We start from the raw sequence: 15,309 nt of genomic DNA, 5'->3' as shown, positions 1-15,309 counted from the left end.
TCAGAGGGTCTCCGTCTGTGGCGAGCGCCGTGTGGCGCGCTCCCGGCGGCGCTCCTCGAGCCCGCGCAGGGTGAGCACGCGCAGCAGCGCGTAGAGCCCGGTCAGGGCGAGGCCCAGGAACTGGAGCGTGCCGATGAAGGCACTGCGGTAGCGGCGCTTGCTGTCGAGATAGCGCTTGATGTGGGTGTTGCTGCCATACATGAGCGAGGACCAGGCGGCGAGCTCGCGCTCGCAATCGGTATCCACCTCGCCGCGAAGCCGTGTGCCGCCGCGCACCGGGGTGCGATCGATCAGGCGCACCGGCACGCTCGCCTCATTGATCTCGATCTGCACGTGGCTCTCGCCCACCCGCGCGATCTCCTCATCCACCACCAGGTTGACGCCGGTCACCGAGATGTCGCGCACCTCGGCGTCGAGTGTGCGGCCATCGAGTCTCGCGCGAACGGCGATGGCAACCGGCAGGCGCGGGTAGCGGCGGCGCTGGCGGCGCTCGCACATCACCCCAAGCGCTGCCAGGGCGAGCACCAGGTTGAAGGCATTGAAGGCGCAGACGAGGAGCAGCACCGGTGCGGTGTCGGGGTTGGTGATGGCGCTGATCAGTGCCGCGACCATGCCGCCGATCAGCAGCACGGGCAGCACGACGAAGGTGCGGATGAGCGGCGAGAGGTCATCGCGCGCGAGCGTCTCGCCCTTGTCGGTGACGTTGAAGTGCGGCGCCCAGGGCCGGAGCAGCACGCCGCCGAGCGCGCGCAGCAGGTAGACCGACTGCACCGCCTCGTAGAGATCGGAGATAAACGGCCTGCGCAGGTGGCCGTAGCTTGCGTGGGCGAGCGTGATCACCGCCACCAGGTAGGGCAGCGCGTAGGCGATGAACTCCTCGATCGAGGCCATGTAGATCGACACGCCGAAGAAGAGGAAGACCAGCGGCGCGGCGAAGAACACCAGGCGCGGCAGCGGGAAGAGCCAGTAGAGCTGGATCGCGAGATAGCAGAGGCGCTGCGCGAAGGTGAGCCCCCGGGTGAGAATCGGGTTTTTGTAGATGAAGATCTGGATCATGCCCTGCAGCCAGCGCGAGCGCTGGCCGACAAAGCCAGAGAAGGTCTCCGGCTGCAGCCCGGTGATGAGCGGCTCATCGACATAGCACGAGCGCCAGCCCCGGGCGTGGAGCGTGATCGCGGTCTCCGCGTCCTCGGTCACCGACTTGCCGCAAAAGCCGCCGCTGTCGTTCAGCGCCGCGCGCGAGAGCACCGCCGCCGAGCCGCAGAAAAAGCTCGCCCCCCAGCGATCCAGTCCGTTTTGCACCAGCGAGTAGAACATCTCGTTCTCCCCGGGCGATCTCCCGGCGAGGCCGAGGTTTCGCTCCAGCGGATCGGGGGTGATGAAGGCGTGCGGGGTCTGCACCAGGAAGCATTTCGGGTCACGCACGAAATGCCCCACGGTCTTCAGCAGAAACTCCCGGGTCGGCACGTGGTCGCAGTCGAACACCGCGATCAGATCGCCTGTCGTGTGCATAAAGGCAGCGTTCAGGTTGCCCGCCTTCGCCTGGGTGTTGCGCTCGCGACTCAGGTAGGTGGCGCCGGTGCGCGCGCACAGTGCCCGAAGCGCCCGGGCGCGCTCGGCGGCCTGCTCGGCGCGCGCGGGGTCGGCATCCGTGAGCTTCTGCGTCGTGCCGCCGTCATCGAGCAGGTACACGCGGAGCTTCTCGGCAGGGTAATCGAGGGCTGCCGCCGCGCGCAGCGTGTGACTGACAAGCTCGGGGCTCTCGTTGTAGGTCGGGATGTAGACATCCACACTCGGCCAGTCCGCGCAGCGCTCGGGCAGCGCCGGGGTCTTGCGCCGGATGGGGTCAGAGATGACGAAGAAGTTCAGCGCCAGCATGAGGATGGTGTAGGCCTCGGCAAGATAGAGCGTGAGGCCGAGAGCGAGTGCCAGCGGATCCTCGGACGGGGGCAGGGTGTGGGTGGTGCGCCAGACCAGGTAGCGCCCGACCACCAGGGTCACCACCAGCAGCATCACCACGCGCAGAAAGCCGCGCGGGCGCACCAGGTAGAGGACGCCGACCACGCCAAGGGCGCTTGCAGCGAAGACCGACTGCGCGGCAAGCGAGAGCGGCTGCGCCATGAAGAGTGCCAGCACGCCGGCAAGCACGAGCGCCCCGAGTGCGATCAGCGCACGGCTCAAAAGGCGCATGTCTGCCCCTGCTCACAGCCCCTGGTCAAGTTGTCCGCCACGCGGCCCTCTCCTGCGGGATTGGCCCGCGATCATGACAGTGGCAGGCCGCAACGGCTTGCCACAACTGCTTCGGACTATATATTAAGCATTCAATTAAATCAACCTGGTAGGCGGCCCGCAAGCCGACAGCCTGCGCGAGCGCCCGCAGCCTTGTCAGCCCCGCCGGGTCGCGCATCACCACTTGCAGGAATTTCTGGTGCCGGCGACAGCACTTGCAGCTTTTCGGCTTTTTGCCTGCAGTACTTGCAGTTATTCCCGATCGCGCCGGCAGTACTGGCAGTTATTCCTGTCCTGACTCGCCCGTGCTTGCAGCTTTTCCTTGCCGGGCAGCCCCGGGGCTCCCTGCGGTGCGCTCTGCGCATGCCCCGCTGGCCAGGGCTGCCTTGACAGGGGCCGCAGCGCCGCTATCCTCGTCGCACCTGATGCCTGGAGGCCTTCATGCCTGCGATCACCGAGCTGCTGCCCGCCTTTGTCCGCCTTGGCAACCGTGTTGCGCTCGAGCGCCCGAGTGGGCTGCGCGCCTTTGCCGTGGTCGGCTACCTGGATTGCGGGGTTGAGGCGCTCGCGCTGGATGACGCCGGGCATGCGGCGATCTGCCGGTATCTTGCCGATTTCGCCGACATCCGCCTGGAGTGGGTCGAACAGGTGCAGATCCGCTTCGAGGAGGCCGAGGCGGATATCGAGCGCGAGCGGGTGCTGCTGCTTGATCTTGAGTCGCTCGACTTCCGCGCAGGCCGCATCCCCGAGGATGACGGCGAGGCATCGGCCCGCCAGCATGGCGCCCTGCGCGCCACCCTGCGCACCCTGGAGCTCGATGCCCTGATCCGTGCGACCGCCGGCCCGCGGCTTGCCGAGTGGCCGCGCCGCTAGCCAGGGCAGCGGATCTGCCTGTCGCCCCGCCTTCATCAACCGCCGGAGGATCTCGCATGCAGCAGCTCACCCACGACGCCTTCTCGATCGCCATCCCCGATGGGGCGCTCACCGCGCTCACCGGCGAGGACTGCCGGTTTCGCCCCGCCGGACGCCCGGGGATGGCGCACACCCGCATCCTCGGCTCGCTCACCTTGTCGGCGCGCGGCACGCCAGAGCGGCTGCTCTGTCTCGAGGGCATTGCGGTGGCGCCTGGCGAGGACGGCCGGATCGCCCTCGACCCGACACTCCAGCCCCGGCTTGATGCCGCGCTCGCGCTCCTTGGCAGCGCACCCCATGCCCTTTTTACCTGGCAGGGGCAGCGCTACGCGCTCTTCGCGCCACCACTCGCGCCCCTGGGAGATTTTCTGGCGGATGCCGAGGATCCCGCAACCGATCCATTTATTTAAAAAGTGTTAAAATAAGGAAACAGTTACGCAGATCATGGAAGGGGGCGGGCATGCGTCAGGGACGCTGGTATCATCCGGCACGGGTGTGGGTGCGGGCGGAGGCCTTTGGTGGCCGAAGCGACTTGGAGAGTGCGTCGCACAGCTTCGAGCTGGTCGAGGACTTCCAGATCGAGAGCGTGCTCGGGCCCGGGTGTTTCGCCGAGGAGCTCTACCGCGAGGCGCGGCGGCTTGGCCAGGACTTCATGCCGACCATCACCTCGGAGAGGCCCATTGTCGCAGGCGTCGGGGTGATCAATGCGCTGCCGCAGGCGCTGCGCGAGCGCCTCGCCTCGTGCGTGCGCCTTGATACCCACGGGCTCTCGGGGCTCGGCCAGGTGGGGCTTTCGATTGGCGTGTGGCAGACGCCTGGCTACGGCTTTGCGCTCAACGTGCCGCATCTGCGCGCCGATGGCGCGCTGCGCCCGCTGGTTAGCGATCAGCACTTCCTCGGCGGGGTTGGCGCCATGCGCCGGGCCGGTGAGATTGAGACAAGCCTTGATCTGCTCGCCCGCGGTGCGGCGCGCGAGCTCGCCCGTGACGCCTGTGAGATCGCGCCTGCGCAGGCGGCCTTCGAGCGCGGTGCGGCGATCGCACTTGCCGGCAGTCTCTATGCCAACTGGGCTGATGAGGCGCGCCCGGGGAGCCTTGGCAACATGGATGTCTGCACGCTTTTCAGCGACAGCATCCCGGTCTGTGCGGCCACTCATGCGCGCGCCTTTCGCCGCGCCATCGAGGGGCTCAATGGACGGCACATGGGCTATCTCCAGAACCGTCTCTACGGCTACCCGGATGATGGGGTGAGTGCGGTCTGTGTCGAGCGCGCCGCAGCGCTTGAGCGATTTGGCGGCGATGCGATCCTCGCCGCGATGGGCCATGGGGTGATTCCCGAAGATGCCATGGGCAACGCGGTCGCGATCGCGATTCCAACCAGCTGGGAGGGGCTGGATCAGAGACCCGATCTCCAGGCCTCGGTGGCCTTTCATGTGCACGGGGCAGCGGCCGCGCGCAAGCCCGAAGCCGCCTCGCTCTCACTCTGAGCGGACACTTGCAGGGGCACGGAGAGCCTGTCATGTCGAGAAAACCATCCGCCTACCTTGAGCGCGCCGCATCGCTGATCGATGCACCATCCGATGGCGCGCTCGCGCTCGCACCGCGCGCAGCACTTCGCCGCGACATCGTCGCGCTGTACCTCGCCGCGACCGACGCGATTCGCACGGAAGTAGTGGATCGTGAGGACGGCGGGCGACTTGAGGGGTTTTCCTGCTGCGTGCCGATCGGGCTCGCCGAGGGCGGCGGCACCAATCACCTCGGCCTTCTTCGCATTCGCCTGCTGCTGGGGGACCCTGGATTCGATCTCTCGGCTTACGTGGTGAGCGCCCCCGAGCAGGATCGCGATGCGCGCCACGGGCTTCTTCACGCCATCCTGCGTACCGACTTCGACTCGGGGCGCACGAGCGATGCGCTCGCCACGTACCTCCGCGCCAGTGACTTCTTCGCGAGCGTATGCCACGCGGATCAGGGCAAGGTGCTCCAGCACTTGCCCGACGGCGGGGGCTTCCTGCCGACATCTCTCTTCATACCCCAGGGTGACCTCGGTTGCAGTTGGCGCCGGATGGGCTCCGGCGATTGGGCTTTCCCCTCAATCGGCGAGGCGCTTGCGTCAGCCATCAACACTCGGGCTGCACCCCTGCATGAGGCCCTTCAGTCCCGGGTCATCGGCGCCCGTGACGGGCTCGGCCTCGCTGACGCGGTCGCGCTTCAGGCCATGTCGACGACGACGCTCGTCTACCTCCAGTCTGCACCAGACAGGGTGTCGCAGCGCAACCGCCTGCAGGCGGTTGCGAGTTATCCGGGCATGTGCTGGGACGACGCATATCTGTCGAGCAACGATGATCCCCTCTACGCATGGTCCCCCCTTCTGGGCGCGGCCGGCGAGGTTCTCGAGCGGATCGAGCGCGGCGCCGCCCAACCGCTTGCCCCGCTTGCGAAGCCCCTTTGTGCTCCAGCTGGATTCATTGAGCGCCTGGCAAGGGATGACTCGGGAGTCGGAAGTGAACTGCTTGGCGAAAATCCAGGCTACCTGGATGGGGTCGCCCAGATCCAGGCACACATCCTCTTTGACCCCTCGCTTGATGACGCTGGCAGAACAGCACTGCTGAGATTCGTTTCGAGCGTTATCGATGACGCAACCCCCTCTGACGACGGGGATGGGGAATTCGACCAGCCCCTCATTGAGTGCCCGTACAGCGCGTCACTGCTGCCGCCTCGCACCCCTGGTACGTTGCTGGACCGCCCCTGGGGGGAGATCGACCGGCTTTCAAGGCGCCTCCTGGGGCTGCCGGCTGAAGAGGGCTACACGGCCTATGTCCGCGACTACTGGGATGCGCTCAACATCATCGTCGACCGGCTGCCCCCTGTCCGCCCCGACCATCCGGAGGGTCCGCCGAGCCCGATCAGCCTGACCGGTTGGATGAAGCGTGCGCGCGCCTTCCACACCCGGCTTCGTGTCGCGCAACGCGACGTGGTCGCGCAGTGGTCGGGCACGGAGACGGTGGCGTCGGAATGGCCCAGGCTTGCCGCCGAGGCCGCATACGATCTCCGGGAGGGTGGCGCATGCGTTCGGATCGAGGAAATCACGGACCCCCTGTCACTCGCCGAGGAAGGTATCCGCATGAACCACTGTGTCGGCTCCTTCGCCGCGGCCTGCTATGCCGGGCGGTATCGGGTCTTTCGGGTGAGCGGTCCAGGTGATGAATGCTCGACGCTCGGCGTCAATCTGCGTGGGCACCCCGTGAAGATCGATCAGCACTTTGGCGACGGGAACAGTGCGGTCAGCGCACCGTCAGCTGCCCTTGCCCGGAGGTTCGTCGCCAATCTCTGCAGGGAGGAGGGCTTTGCGGCGCGCCACACCCTGGTGCGAAGAGGCATGGAGGCGCCCAGGGACCTGCCACAACTCGGACTGCACGACATGATGGGCGCCCCCGTCGAGGAGCTTCTCTCGAGGTTCGGCTCGACGATCCCGCCGCGCCTTCGAGAGGCGCTTGTGCAATACGAAACGGAGCTTGCGGGCTTGCCTCCGAGAGCCGATCGCTTCATTTGCGAGCCCCTGGACGTGGAAGCTGTGGAGCCTGATTTCGTTCCGTTCTAGGGGTGCGGCTCGCGATCGACTTGGCCGCCGCCGCACGGCAGCCTAGCGGCCGCGGCGCCCGTTTTTTCTGGAGCCTTTCCGGGGACAACCTATTGAGACTCCACACCTAGCGCCCTGTCATGGCGCGCTTGCGAAGGCGGATGTACTCGGCCTCGGCCCGCTGGCGATCACCCTTGGCGCGCTCGAAGGCCTTGACCCAGGTGCCGCGATCGAGCCGCCCGCTGTCGATCTCATCGGCGATCCGGGCATAGGCATCGCGCTCCTGCACCGCCCGCTCGTGCTGCCGGCGCTCACCCTCGTCGGCGACAACGGCGATCGCCTGGGCCCCGCCCCGAAGCCACCGGGGCACGCTCGCAACGAGCCAGACGGCGAATCCAAGGGTAAAGCCTGAGAGCGCTGCCACCAGGGTGATCCCCGCTGCCTCGAACCAGTCGAGCGCGCCGTCTGCGCCTGGGTTGAGCGCCTCGCCTGGTGACACGAAGTAAAAGAAATAGGACCAGTTGCCAAGCACAGCGGCAAAGGCGGCCTTGGTGGTCGAGTCAAAGAAGGTGTAGGGGCCTTCCAGTAACTTGGCGATCATCGAGAGACAGCCGAGTCCCAGCATGAGCACCGTAAAGCCAAAGCCTGCCGGATCATCCATTGTTCGCCCTGCCCCACCCTTTTTTCAGAAGCCTACCGCATGCGGGGAGGAAACCGAAGCGCCCGCGGCACAGGGCCGGCATGGCCTTCGCCATCCGGGGGCCCCTCCGGGGAGAAACCGCATGGCCTGCCCTCCTGGTGACTCGCCCCGGTGCGGCTAGCACTCCCGTCGCAGCTGCTCCTTGCGAAGCCGGATGTAGGCAGCCTCTGCGCGACCCTTCTCGCCCTCGCCCTGCTCGAAAGCCTGCACCCAGGTGGCGCGATCGAGCTCGTCATTTTCGATCTCGCTTGCGATCCGCAGATAGAGGTCCCGCTCTGCCTGCGCCTGCGCGCGCTCCCCTGCCGCCTGCTTGACGGCACGCCCGGCGCGGCGCTCGCGCACTGCGTCCGCCGTGCTGCGCGCGGATCTGCCGATCGCGGCTGCGCCGTCTCGCATCACCGCGCGCGTGGCGTTGACCTCCCGCATGCTTGAGAACGCCATCTCGACCACGATCCAGCCGGCAACGGCACCTGCGGCGCTGACAGCGAGCACGAAAAACCAGGGGCTGTCCTGCAGCGGGAGGCCCGACAGGTCACCGCTGCCAAGGGCGATGACGGCGATGAGGCACCAGGCGCCGAGCGCACCTGCCAGCGCCCCGGTTCGCCTGGCCGATGCTCTGCGCTCGAGCCGCGCGAAGGCGACGATGAGAAGCCCGATCGCGGCCACACCGGTGATAAGCGCCAGAGTCTCCATCTCACCCCCCTGTCGGCGTCGCCATCCCGGCGCTCAGCGCCGTAGCATCTGACCTTTTCGAAGCCGGATGTACTCCGCCTCGGCGCGGGCCTTGTCACCGCCTGCGCGCTCGAAGGCCTGTACCCAGGTGCCGCGTTCAAGCCGCCCGCTGTCGATCTCATCGGCAATCTGCGCATAGGCGCTTGCCTCCCGCGCCTTGTCCTCCCGGGCGCGCCGGCCGCCTTCGTCCGCGGCGACGGCGAGCGCACGGGTGCCCTTCCGGAAGTAGCCAGGGATACTTGCGATCAGCCACACGCAAACCCCCGCAACCGCGCCCCAGAAGGCGCCGATCAGCACCATCATGCCGATGACGAGACCCGTGTCGTCTGCGCGCACCAGGTTATGGGGGCCGTCATCGAACCACAGCATATAGAGCCCCATGGCGTAGGTGATTGCCGCGCCGGCCGTTGTGGCCAGGCCGACGCACCAGAGGAATTCACGACGGCAGATCAGTGCGTTGATGGCAAACGCCAGGCCGGCCACACCAATGATAGCCACCATGCCAACATCGCCCATTTGCCGCCCTGCCCTTCAACCCCCGCCTCGGTTGAGGCTACCCCATTGGGCAGGAGAGGTGAAGTCCTGACACTAGGCGCTCGCGCCTGCGACCAGGCGCAGTCCGCTCTGCCTGTAGTGGCGGGCCACGGCGTCACGCTCGCGCCAGGCCCCGATGCGCTCCCGCGCGGCCTCGATATCCTCAAGCGCCCAGCGCCGCCGCCACTGCCCCTGCATGTGCGTGACCCAGTAGTTCTCGATCAGATGTGGCAGCCGCCCGTCGGCATTCCAGCGCCGGATCTCATCAGGAGTCGCGCAGAGCATCTGCGAGACGGTGGTGGCATCGACCGCGGTGCGCCGAAGTGCTCTCGCGCGCGCCTGCTCGGCCTCGGTGAGCCAGGGATCGGTCTCGGAGTGCAGCAGGTTGCTCGAGGCCGCCACGCGGGCGGCGTCCCCACCTGCGGCACGCGCCTCGCGAATCGCAAGCCAGATGCTTCGGGCAAGCCCCGTGAGGCCTGGTGGCGCCACCGTCAACACCGCACCCGCATCACGCGCCACGGCGCGCTTCTGGCGCTCCGCCTCGCGCACGATCCGATCAACCGCCGCCTGTTCGGGCAGGTAGAGCGCCCCGCGCAGGGCCTCGCGGACGTTGCCAGTGAGGCTCGCCACGTAGATGTCGATTTCCGCGGTCTCGCCAAGCCGCCGGCAGGCGTCGATGAACTGCCGGTGCGCCGCCAGATCGTGGTCGGTGTCCCGCAGGGCGAGCGACGCCCCAAGGCCGATGCTGCGGCGCTCCTCGGTGCTCAGCACCCGCTCCAGCACATCGACACCGAGCCCCATCGAGGCCGCCGTGTCCGCCGCGCGCGCCGCCAGCCAGTCGGCCGGCCGGCGGCTTCGCCGCCAATACCCCACCTGGCGCACGAAGAGCGCCTCGGTGAGTAGCGCATCATCCCCATCAGACTCCCGCATGAAGCATCCTCCCGCGCTGCGCGGGGTCCTCGAGACCGGGCCGCGCTAATTATTAACTGCTTTATATATTATTTTGACCGCCGCCTCAACCATGCCGGTTGTCATGGTAAAATAAAGACACAATGAATAGAGACTGCCGGCATGCGTGTGTCCGGCAGCAGCGGGAGGCATCAGATGACTGATCGACGTGAGATTGCCCTTGGCCAGCGGGTGTACTGCATCCTCCACGGCGGGCGGGAAGGCACCGTGGTGAGCATCACCGGCCAGCAGAGCCCGCAGAGCGTGCGCCGCATCGGCGGCATCGGCACCATGGGCGGCAGCGCCGCCTTTGACATCGTCTGGGACGGTGGGGCGCGCAGCAACGCCATTCCCGAGTCGGTCATGCGCGGCGTGCAGTGGGACATCCTCGATGAGGTGGTCAGTGCCGAGGCGGTCGAGGCGGCCAAGGCGAGCGCTGCCGCCCATGAGGCCGAGGCGGCGATCGAGGGGGCGCGCCAGCGCGCGAACTTCGAGGCCGCGGTGCAGGCGCTTCGCGCCGACCCCGAGCTCGCCCACCTCGAGCAGGGTGATGACCGGCACAGCGGCAAGCTCGCCGCGGCCAACCTGCGCAAGGAACTTCGCCGCCAATTCCCCGGGGTCAAGTTCTCGGTGCGAAAGTCCGACTACGGCACCATCCGCGTTGACTGGACGGACGGCCCGACGCACCGCCAGGTGCGCGAGATCACCGATCGCCACGTGAGTGCGTCGTTTGACGGCATGCAGGATCTGGAGAGCCCGGTGCGCACGCCGTTTAACTGTGTTTTCGGCGGTGCGAAGTACATCTTCCCCCAGCGCAGCTACAGCGCCGAGCTGACCGAGCGGGCGATCGACGCGGTGTTTAAGACGTATGCGGCGAATCTCGACGGTATCGCACGGCCAAGCGCCGAGGAGAGCGTCGGGGGCGCGCTGCGCTCGGTCGCCGTGCCGGGGCTTGGTCATGAGACGCTGGGCGATCTTATCGTGACAGCGCGCGGGCAGATCGACGCCACACCGCCTGCCAGGCCTGCCCGCCCGGGGCGAGTCGCACGGCGCTCGGGCCCGAAGGCCGAAGGCCCCTCGCTCTAGGCCGTCCCAGTGCGAAGCGCGCCCCGCTGACAAGATCACCGGGGCGTGTTTTCTTGTGCCCCGGGGGGGCTTGAGGGCGCTAGCGCTCGAGTGTGCCCGGCGTGCGCGCGGCGGGTGTCTGGTCCGGGCCGCACTCGGCGATTCGCAGCGCGGCGAGCAGATGGTGGACGTCGCCAAGTGTTGCGGCAATGCCTGCGCGCCCCGGCGGCTGTGGCTTTGGCGCATCGGCGACGACGACGCGATAGCCCTGCGGCGCCACCGCGGTGACGTCCACCGTGCGCGGGTCGATCCCGCCGGTGAGGTGGCGGCCGATCGCCTGCGCGGTACGCTCGATCTGCGATCGCGGAACCACGCCATCGCGGCCCAGCAGATCCTCGATGAAGCCATCAAGCTCCATCGGGCAGCGCCTCGGCCAGAGTCCGTGCGTGCGGCCAAGCTCCGCCTCGAAGCGACGCATAAACGTCCGGGTCATCGGGGGGATGATGTGGTGGCCGGTAGACTCCACCACCTCGCCGACGTTGACCGCGAACGCACGCGCCTCGTCCGTGCCAACGACACGAAGCCCCAGCGTGAGCCCACAGCGCGAGACGCTGACCCGGCGCTCCAGCGCGCCGGCGAGAAGCACATCCTCGACGGCCGCCACCAGTGACTGGCCATCCACCGCGAGATTGAGCGCGCTGCCATCGGCGAGATCAAAGACAAGGCTCCCCTCGCAGGCATACACGCTGGCAGGATCCACCGCCAGGATGCTCTGCCGGGCGCGGCACTCGGCGAGCAGGCGCACGCGCCCATCGCGAAGGTCAAGAGGGGAGAGGCGCGCGGGGTCATCCTGGCCCTCGGCGTGGGCGGTGAAGTGCTTTGCCAACGCATCCAGGTAGTCTCGCCCGGTGATGCGAAGGCGAAGACTTACCTCACGCACGCCGAAAGGATCCGGCTCGGCGCTCTCGATCGTGACATCGCGCTCGATGACCGGAAGCTCCGCCACCGCCTCCAGCACTTCCTCACAGCCCCTGCCCAGTCTCACAGTCATCACGCCACCTCTGAATAAATATTTTATTTATTATAGCATTCAGCGGCCTTGCCCACAGAGGATGGGGCATCAGTTAATTTGCAAATAAATATTTATGGATGTTAGGGTGAAGGCTCATGTGAACAAAGAGGAGGCACTCATGCCCTTGAAAGCACGACTCCAACTCGCCGCCGCACTGGCGCTTCTTGTCGGTGCAACCACGCTCCACGCTGACATGCACGCAGCCCCCGAAGGCCACCAGGCGCCGCAGGACGGGCACGCGGCCGCGCAGGCCGAGTCCGCCCCGGGTGGCGAGCAGCGCGAGGTCACCGTCGAGGACCTGCACGCCTTTGTCGCGGCCGAGGCCGCCGTTGCCGAGATCCAGCACAACTACTCGGCGATGATCGAGGAGGCCGCGGGAGCCGAGGAAGCCGAGGTTCTCACCGATACCGCGCACGCGCTGATGGTCGAGGCGGTAGAGGACGCCGGGCTGCCGGTCGCGGTCTACAACACCATCGCCCATGCAGCGGCGAACAACCCCGAGGTGGCGACGTTCCTGGCCGACCTGCGGGACTGAGCCGGCGAGGCAACCACAAAAGCGGCCCGGGGACAGTCTCCCCCGGGCCGTTCTTGTCAGTGCACAGCAAGGCGCTAGCGGCTCACGGAGCGCTCCGCCGCCCGATAGCGCACATCATCGAAGGGGTGGCGCCCGAAGCGCGTATCATAGGGACTTGCCCCATTGGCGATCAGCCACTCGCCGACATCGGCACCGCCAAGCGACACCGAGCAGATCGCCCGCCCATAGAGCCCGAAGGTCCAGCAGCGAAAGCCAACCCGCTCGCCCTCGAGCACATCGCGCACGGCCTGGGAGATCGCCCGCCCCTCGGCGGTATTGCGGGCTTCATCCGGGTGCACCGACTCCGGTGTGTCGATGCCGAAAAGACGGATCCGGAACGACGCGAAGCGGTCGTTCAGGTGGCGCGCCTGCACCGGCTCGCGTGCGGCCGCGCGCAGCCGCTCGTAGAGCGCCCGGTCATCCATGTTGACGATGAAGGTGTCGCCATCGATCACCCGGTAGACGATGCCCGTCCCCTCGATCGGGGTGCGGACACTCATCTCCTCGGCGCCAAGCGGCGAGAGTGTTGCGAGCCAGGCAAGCCCGGCCACGATGGCCGCGATGAGCCCGGTCACGATGCGTCGTTCATGCAGGTAGCGTCTTGGCATGGAGCCTCCCGTGTTTTCTTTTATTATACGGTTTATTAAAAAGAAGTCAATCCAGACGGCTGGCTCGCGCCTGCCACCGTGGTGGCGCGGGCGTGGCCTCCCTTCTCGCGGGCGGCAAGGATCAGGAGGTCGCGCACCCGCTGCCCCCGGGCGCCGTGGTAGGGCTCGGAGAAGACGGACGAGATCCTTGCAGCACGCGCGGCATCAATCGCCTCGCCCTCGCGCAGCACCACCACCTGGTGGGGGTGGTAGCCCACCCAGTCCCGCAGGGTCGCAATCAGAAACCCGGCGCTGGCTGCGCCATGGTCGGCGGCGTAGGCCTCGAGTGCAGCGGCAATGGCCGCATGGCGCGCCTGATCCCGCGCCTCGTGTACCGTGCCGTAGCGAATGGCACTGCGCTGCATGGCCTCGCGGATCTCGGTGAGTGCCGCCTCCTCGCGGGCTGCCGCCACCTCGTCAGGCGAGAGCGGCTGGGTTGCCGCGCAGCCACTGAGGACAATTGCGAGGATGACGGGCATCAGTCGGCGCAGGTGCATGGATCACTCTCCCTGCCGCCCTCAGGCGGCCTGTTGCTGGTGCTTGGGATAGTCGGCGAGTGAGCGGAGCCGCGTGCGAAGCCGCTTCTCCAGGCCGAAGGCGTAGATGTGGTTGCCGCCGTGGCGAATGCGTTGCAGGACGCCGCATGCGCGAATTCGCCCGAGCCACGCGCAGGGGGCCTCGCCGTGACGGCGTGCCGGCGCGCCGGCGGCAAGCAGCGTGCGCTCGGCATAGGCGGCGCCGGACTCACCCCGGCGAAGTTTTGATAGCGTGCGCTCTGAGATCACCCGGCCGTCCGGACCGAGCAGGAGTGTCCGCGCACTGCCCCGGCCGAGATAGGCGGCGTTCAGCGCCTGGTAGACGGTGCCGACGTGGCCTGGCAGCACCAGTTCGCCGGCACTCGAGCGCCGCGGCACCGGATCGCAGTAGGAGACGACACCGATCACCGCCGGCTTCTCCTCGCGCAGCAGGCGGAAGGCGCGCGCCATGAACCAGGACTCGGCGTTGCCCGCCACCCGATCAAGCAGCACCAGGCGCGAGAGCTCGACACCGGCGAGCGGGTCAATGCCAAGGTGCGCGGGGATCACCTGCTGGTTCATCGGCACCCCGAAGACGGCAACGCCGACTAGCGCCTCGGGCGCACCACCGGCACCGGCCTCAAGGAGGCCCACCGACAGCCGTGCCGCCGGGAAGCTCCCCGCGTAGTGGTGGCGGATCACGAAGGCCCTGGCGAGCGCCTGCTCGATCACGACAACGCGGTAGCGCGCCGTGTCGATGACACCGCCGACCGGCAGGCGACGCTCGCGGCGCTCACACCAGCGCTGCACAAAGGGTAGCGACAACTGCGACTCTCCCGGCACGCTCCTCCACCCCCTCTCCCACGGGCTGCGGGCAGGTAACCCGCGGCAATGATCCATTTATTATACAATTAATATAATAAAAGTCAATGCCCGCGACTCAGGCGGCGTGACTCCCCGGTGCGCTCTCATCGGCCTTCGGCTGCGACTCGGGCGCGCCCAGGCTTGCCTGGATGTGGCGGTAGAGCGCCGGGAGCTCGCCGCGCAGACTCCTCTCGGCGATGCGCTGATCGATGTAGAAGCCGGCGCGCTCGCCGCGAAAATCAACCGTCCCGCCGATTTGCGTGAAGTCAAGGCCGGAGCGCTTGAGAAGCCGCGCGAGACGTGGCTGCATCATGGCGAAGACGTGCGGGCGGCCCGCCTCACCGACGAGCGCGGTGGCCGCGAGGAAGAGCGAGATCGGCAGCAGCGGGTAGGCGCTCGCCTCGGCCGGGGACGGTGCGAAGTCAGCGGGCAGCCCCGGGTGGGCGAGCACCTCGCCCGAGCGCCGGCGAAAGGCCGCGTGCACGGCGATGCGCGAGATCTCGCAGACCTGCTCGCGGGGCAGGCGATCGGGGCGCAGCTCCGGGTGGGTCAGGTGCGCGGCGTAGGTGCGCTCAAAGGGCATGGCCGCAAGCGCCCCGCCAGGCGCGCCCGGTCGTACCATGCGCACGCAGGCAACCGGCGTGCCGCTCAGGCGGTGGCGAACAACGCAGTGGCTTGCCGCCGCGTCAAAGGCGTCGGACTCAAAGCCTCCGGGGCAGTCGGCTTCCTGCTCATAGCCGTGCTCCTGGCAGTAGACGTGGTAGCGCACCCGAAACGCGGCGCGGCGTGCGCGCGCATCCCGTGCCTGTTCGAAGACAAAATGCTCGATGAGCGCGGCGGCTGCCGTGCCCGGTGTCATAACCCCATCCATGGGCTTCCCTCTCTCCTGCACCCACCCGGGTGAATATTTTAACCTGTATTATATCATGTCTGCTGCTCAC

Annotated in this window: 16 protein-coding genes; 6 read left to right on the top strand and 10 right to left on the bottom strand. The window is 67.5% G+C overall.

The genetic code is table 11. The features are described from left to right. On the bottom strand, positions 1-2,190 hold the full coding sequence (gene bcsA, locus J2T57_RS07765; protein WP_253476486.1) for a UDP-forming cellulose synthase catalytic subunit: 2,190 nt from the start codon (positions 2,188-2,190) through the stop codon (positions 1-3). Positions 2,191-2,670: 480 nt separating this feature from the next. Here bcsA and J2T57_RS07760 point away from each other — a divergent pair, with 480 nt between their 5' ends. From J2T57_RS07760 to J2T57_RS07745, 4 genes are read left to right on the top strand one after another with little or no spacing between them, the layout of a single operon-like run. Next, on the top strand, positions 2,671-3,102 hold the full coding sequence (locus tag J2T57_RS07760; protein ID WP_253476484.1) for a hypothetical protein: 432 nt from the start codon (positions 2,671-2,673) through the stop codon (positions 3,100-3,102). 56 nt (positions 3,103-3,158) lie between these two features. After that, complete coding sequence (locus J2T57_RS07755) at positions 3,159-3,551, top strand: hypothetical protein (RefSeq protein WP_253476482.1); 393 nt, start codon at positions 3,159-3,161, stop codon at positions 3,549-3,551. Positions 3,552-3,601: 50 nt separating this feature from the next. After that, the gene (locus J2T57_RS07750; protein ID WP_253476480.1) at positions 3,602-4,627 is read left to right on the top strand and encodes a hypothetical protein; all 1,026 of its coding nucleotides are present in this window, start codon (positions 3,602-3,604) and stop codon (positions 4,625-4,627) included. A 32-nt stretch (positions 4,628-4,659) separates the two neighbouring features. After that, positions 4,660-6,738 carry a hypothetical protein gene (locus tag J2T57_RS07745; RefSeq protein WP_253476478.1) on the top strand — a complete coding sequence of 693 codons (2,079 nt, stop codon included), beginning with the start codon at positions 4,660-4,662 and terminating at the stop codon, positions 6,736-6,738. 106 nt (positions 6,739-6,844) lie between these two features. Here the strand turns inward: J2T57_RS07745 and J2T57_RS07740 are convergent, their stop codons facing one another. The 4 genes from J2T57_RS07740 to J2T57_RS07725 all read right to left on the bottom strand — a co-directional run bounded on the left by J2T57_RS07740 (position 6,845) and on the right by J2T57_RS07725 (position 9,613). Continuing rightward, positions 6,845-7,378 (bottom strand): hypothetical protein, encoded by a 534-nt coding sequence (locus J2T57_RS07740; RefSeq protein ID WP_253476476.1) that lies wholly within the window; start codon positions 7,376-7,378, stop codon positions 6,845-6,847. A 156-nt stretch (positions 7,379-7,534) separates the two neighbouring features. Further along, positions 7,535-8,110, bottom strand: a complete 576-nt coding sequence (locus J2T57_RS07735) for a hypothetical protein (RefSeq protein WP_253476474.1) — start codon at positions 8,108-8,110, stop codon at positions 7,535-7,537. A gap of 33 nt (positions 8,111-8,143) precedes the next feature. Continuing rightward, entirely contained in the window at positions 8,144-8,650 is a 507-nt protein-coding gene (locus J2T57_RS07730; protein WP_253476472.1) for a hypothetical protein, read from the bottom strand. A gap of 87 nt (positions 8,651-8,737) precedes the next feature. Continuing rightward, complete coding sequence (locus J2T57_RS07725) at positions 8,738-9,613, bottom strand: hypothetical protein (RefSeq protein ID WP_253476470.1); 876 nt, start codon at positions 9,611-9,613, stop codon at positions 8,738-8,740. A 174-nt stretch (positions 9,614-9,787) separates the two neighbouring features. Between J2T57_RS07725 and J2T57_RS07720 the strand changes: the two genes are divergently transcribed. Further along, complete coding sequence (locus J2T57_RS07720; RefSeq protein WP_253476468.1) at positions 9,788-10,717, top strand: LPD29 domain-containing protein; 930 nt, start codon at positions 9,788-9,790, stop codon at positions 10,715-10,717. A 79-nt stretch (positions 10,718-10,796) separates the two neighbouring features. Here the strand turns inward: J2T57_RS07720 and J2T57_RS07715 are convergent, their stop codons facing one another. Next, a complete protein-coding gene (locus J2T57_RS07715; RefSeq protein WP_253476465.1) occupies positions 10,797-11,747 on the bottom strand; it encodes a hypothetical protein in 951 nt (316 codons plus the stop codon). Positions 11,748-11,841: 94 nt separating this feature from the next. Here J2T57_RS07715 and J2T57_RS07710 point away from each other — a divergent pair, with 94 nt between their 5' ends. Further along, the gene (locus J2T57_RS07710; RefSeq protein WP_253476463.1) at positions 11,842-12,303 is read left to right on the top strand and encodes a DUF4168 domain-containing protein; all 462 of its coding nucleotides are present in this window, start codon (positions 11,842-11,844) and stop codon (positions 12,301-12,303) included. 74 nt (positions 12,304-12,377) lie between these two features. On the opposite strand, the gene J2T57_RS07705 is transcribed toward J2T57_RS07710, so the two are convergent. The 4 genes from J2T57_RS07705 to J2T57_RS07690 form a co-directional block, all read right to left on the bottom strand. Beyond that, a complete protein-coding gene (locus J2T57_RS07705) occupies positions 12,378-12,950 on the bottom strand; it encodes a thermonuclease family protein (protein ID WP_253476461.1) in 573 nt (190 codons plus the stop codon). 35 nt (positions 12,951-12,985) lie between these two features. Further along, positions 12,986-13,486, bottom strand: a complete 501-nt coding sequence (locus J2T57_RS07700; RefSeq protein ID WP_253476459.1) for a hypothetical protein — start codon at positions 13,484-13,486, stop codon at positions 12,986-12,988. Positions 13,487-13,507: 21 nt separating this feature from the next. Further along, the gene (locus J2T57_RS07695) at positions 13,508-14,329 is read right to left on the bottom strand and encodes a Mom family adenine methylcarbamoylation protein (protein WP_253476457.1); all 822 of its coding nucleotides are present in this window, start codon (positions 14,327-14,329) and stop codon (positions 13,508-13,510) included. A 115-nt stretch (positions 14,330-14,444) separates the two neighbouring features. Continuing rightward, positions 14,445-15,239, bottom strand: coding sequence for a PEP-CTERM/exosortase system-associated acyltransferase (locus tag J2T57_RS07690; protein WP_253476455.1), 795 nt, complete (start codon positions 15,237-15,239; stop codon positions 14,445-14,447). Between the last annotated feature and the right edge of the window lie 70 nt (positions 15,240-15,309).

Origin of the sequence: Natronocella acetinitrilica (assembly GCF_024170285.1) — a bacterium.
Classification (GTDB): domain Bacteria; phylum Pseudomonadota; class Gammaproteobacteria; order Nitrococcales; family Aquisalimonadaceae; genus Natronocella; species Natronocella acetinitrilica.
The sequence above is the reverse complement of the archived record's forward strand: the minus strand, read 5'-3'. Positions and strand labels throughout refer to the sequence as shown.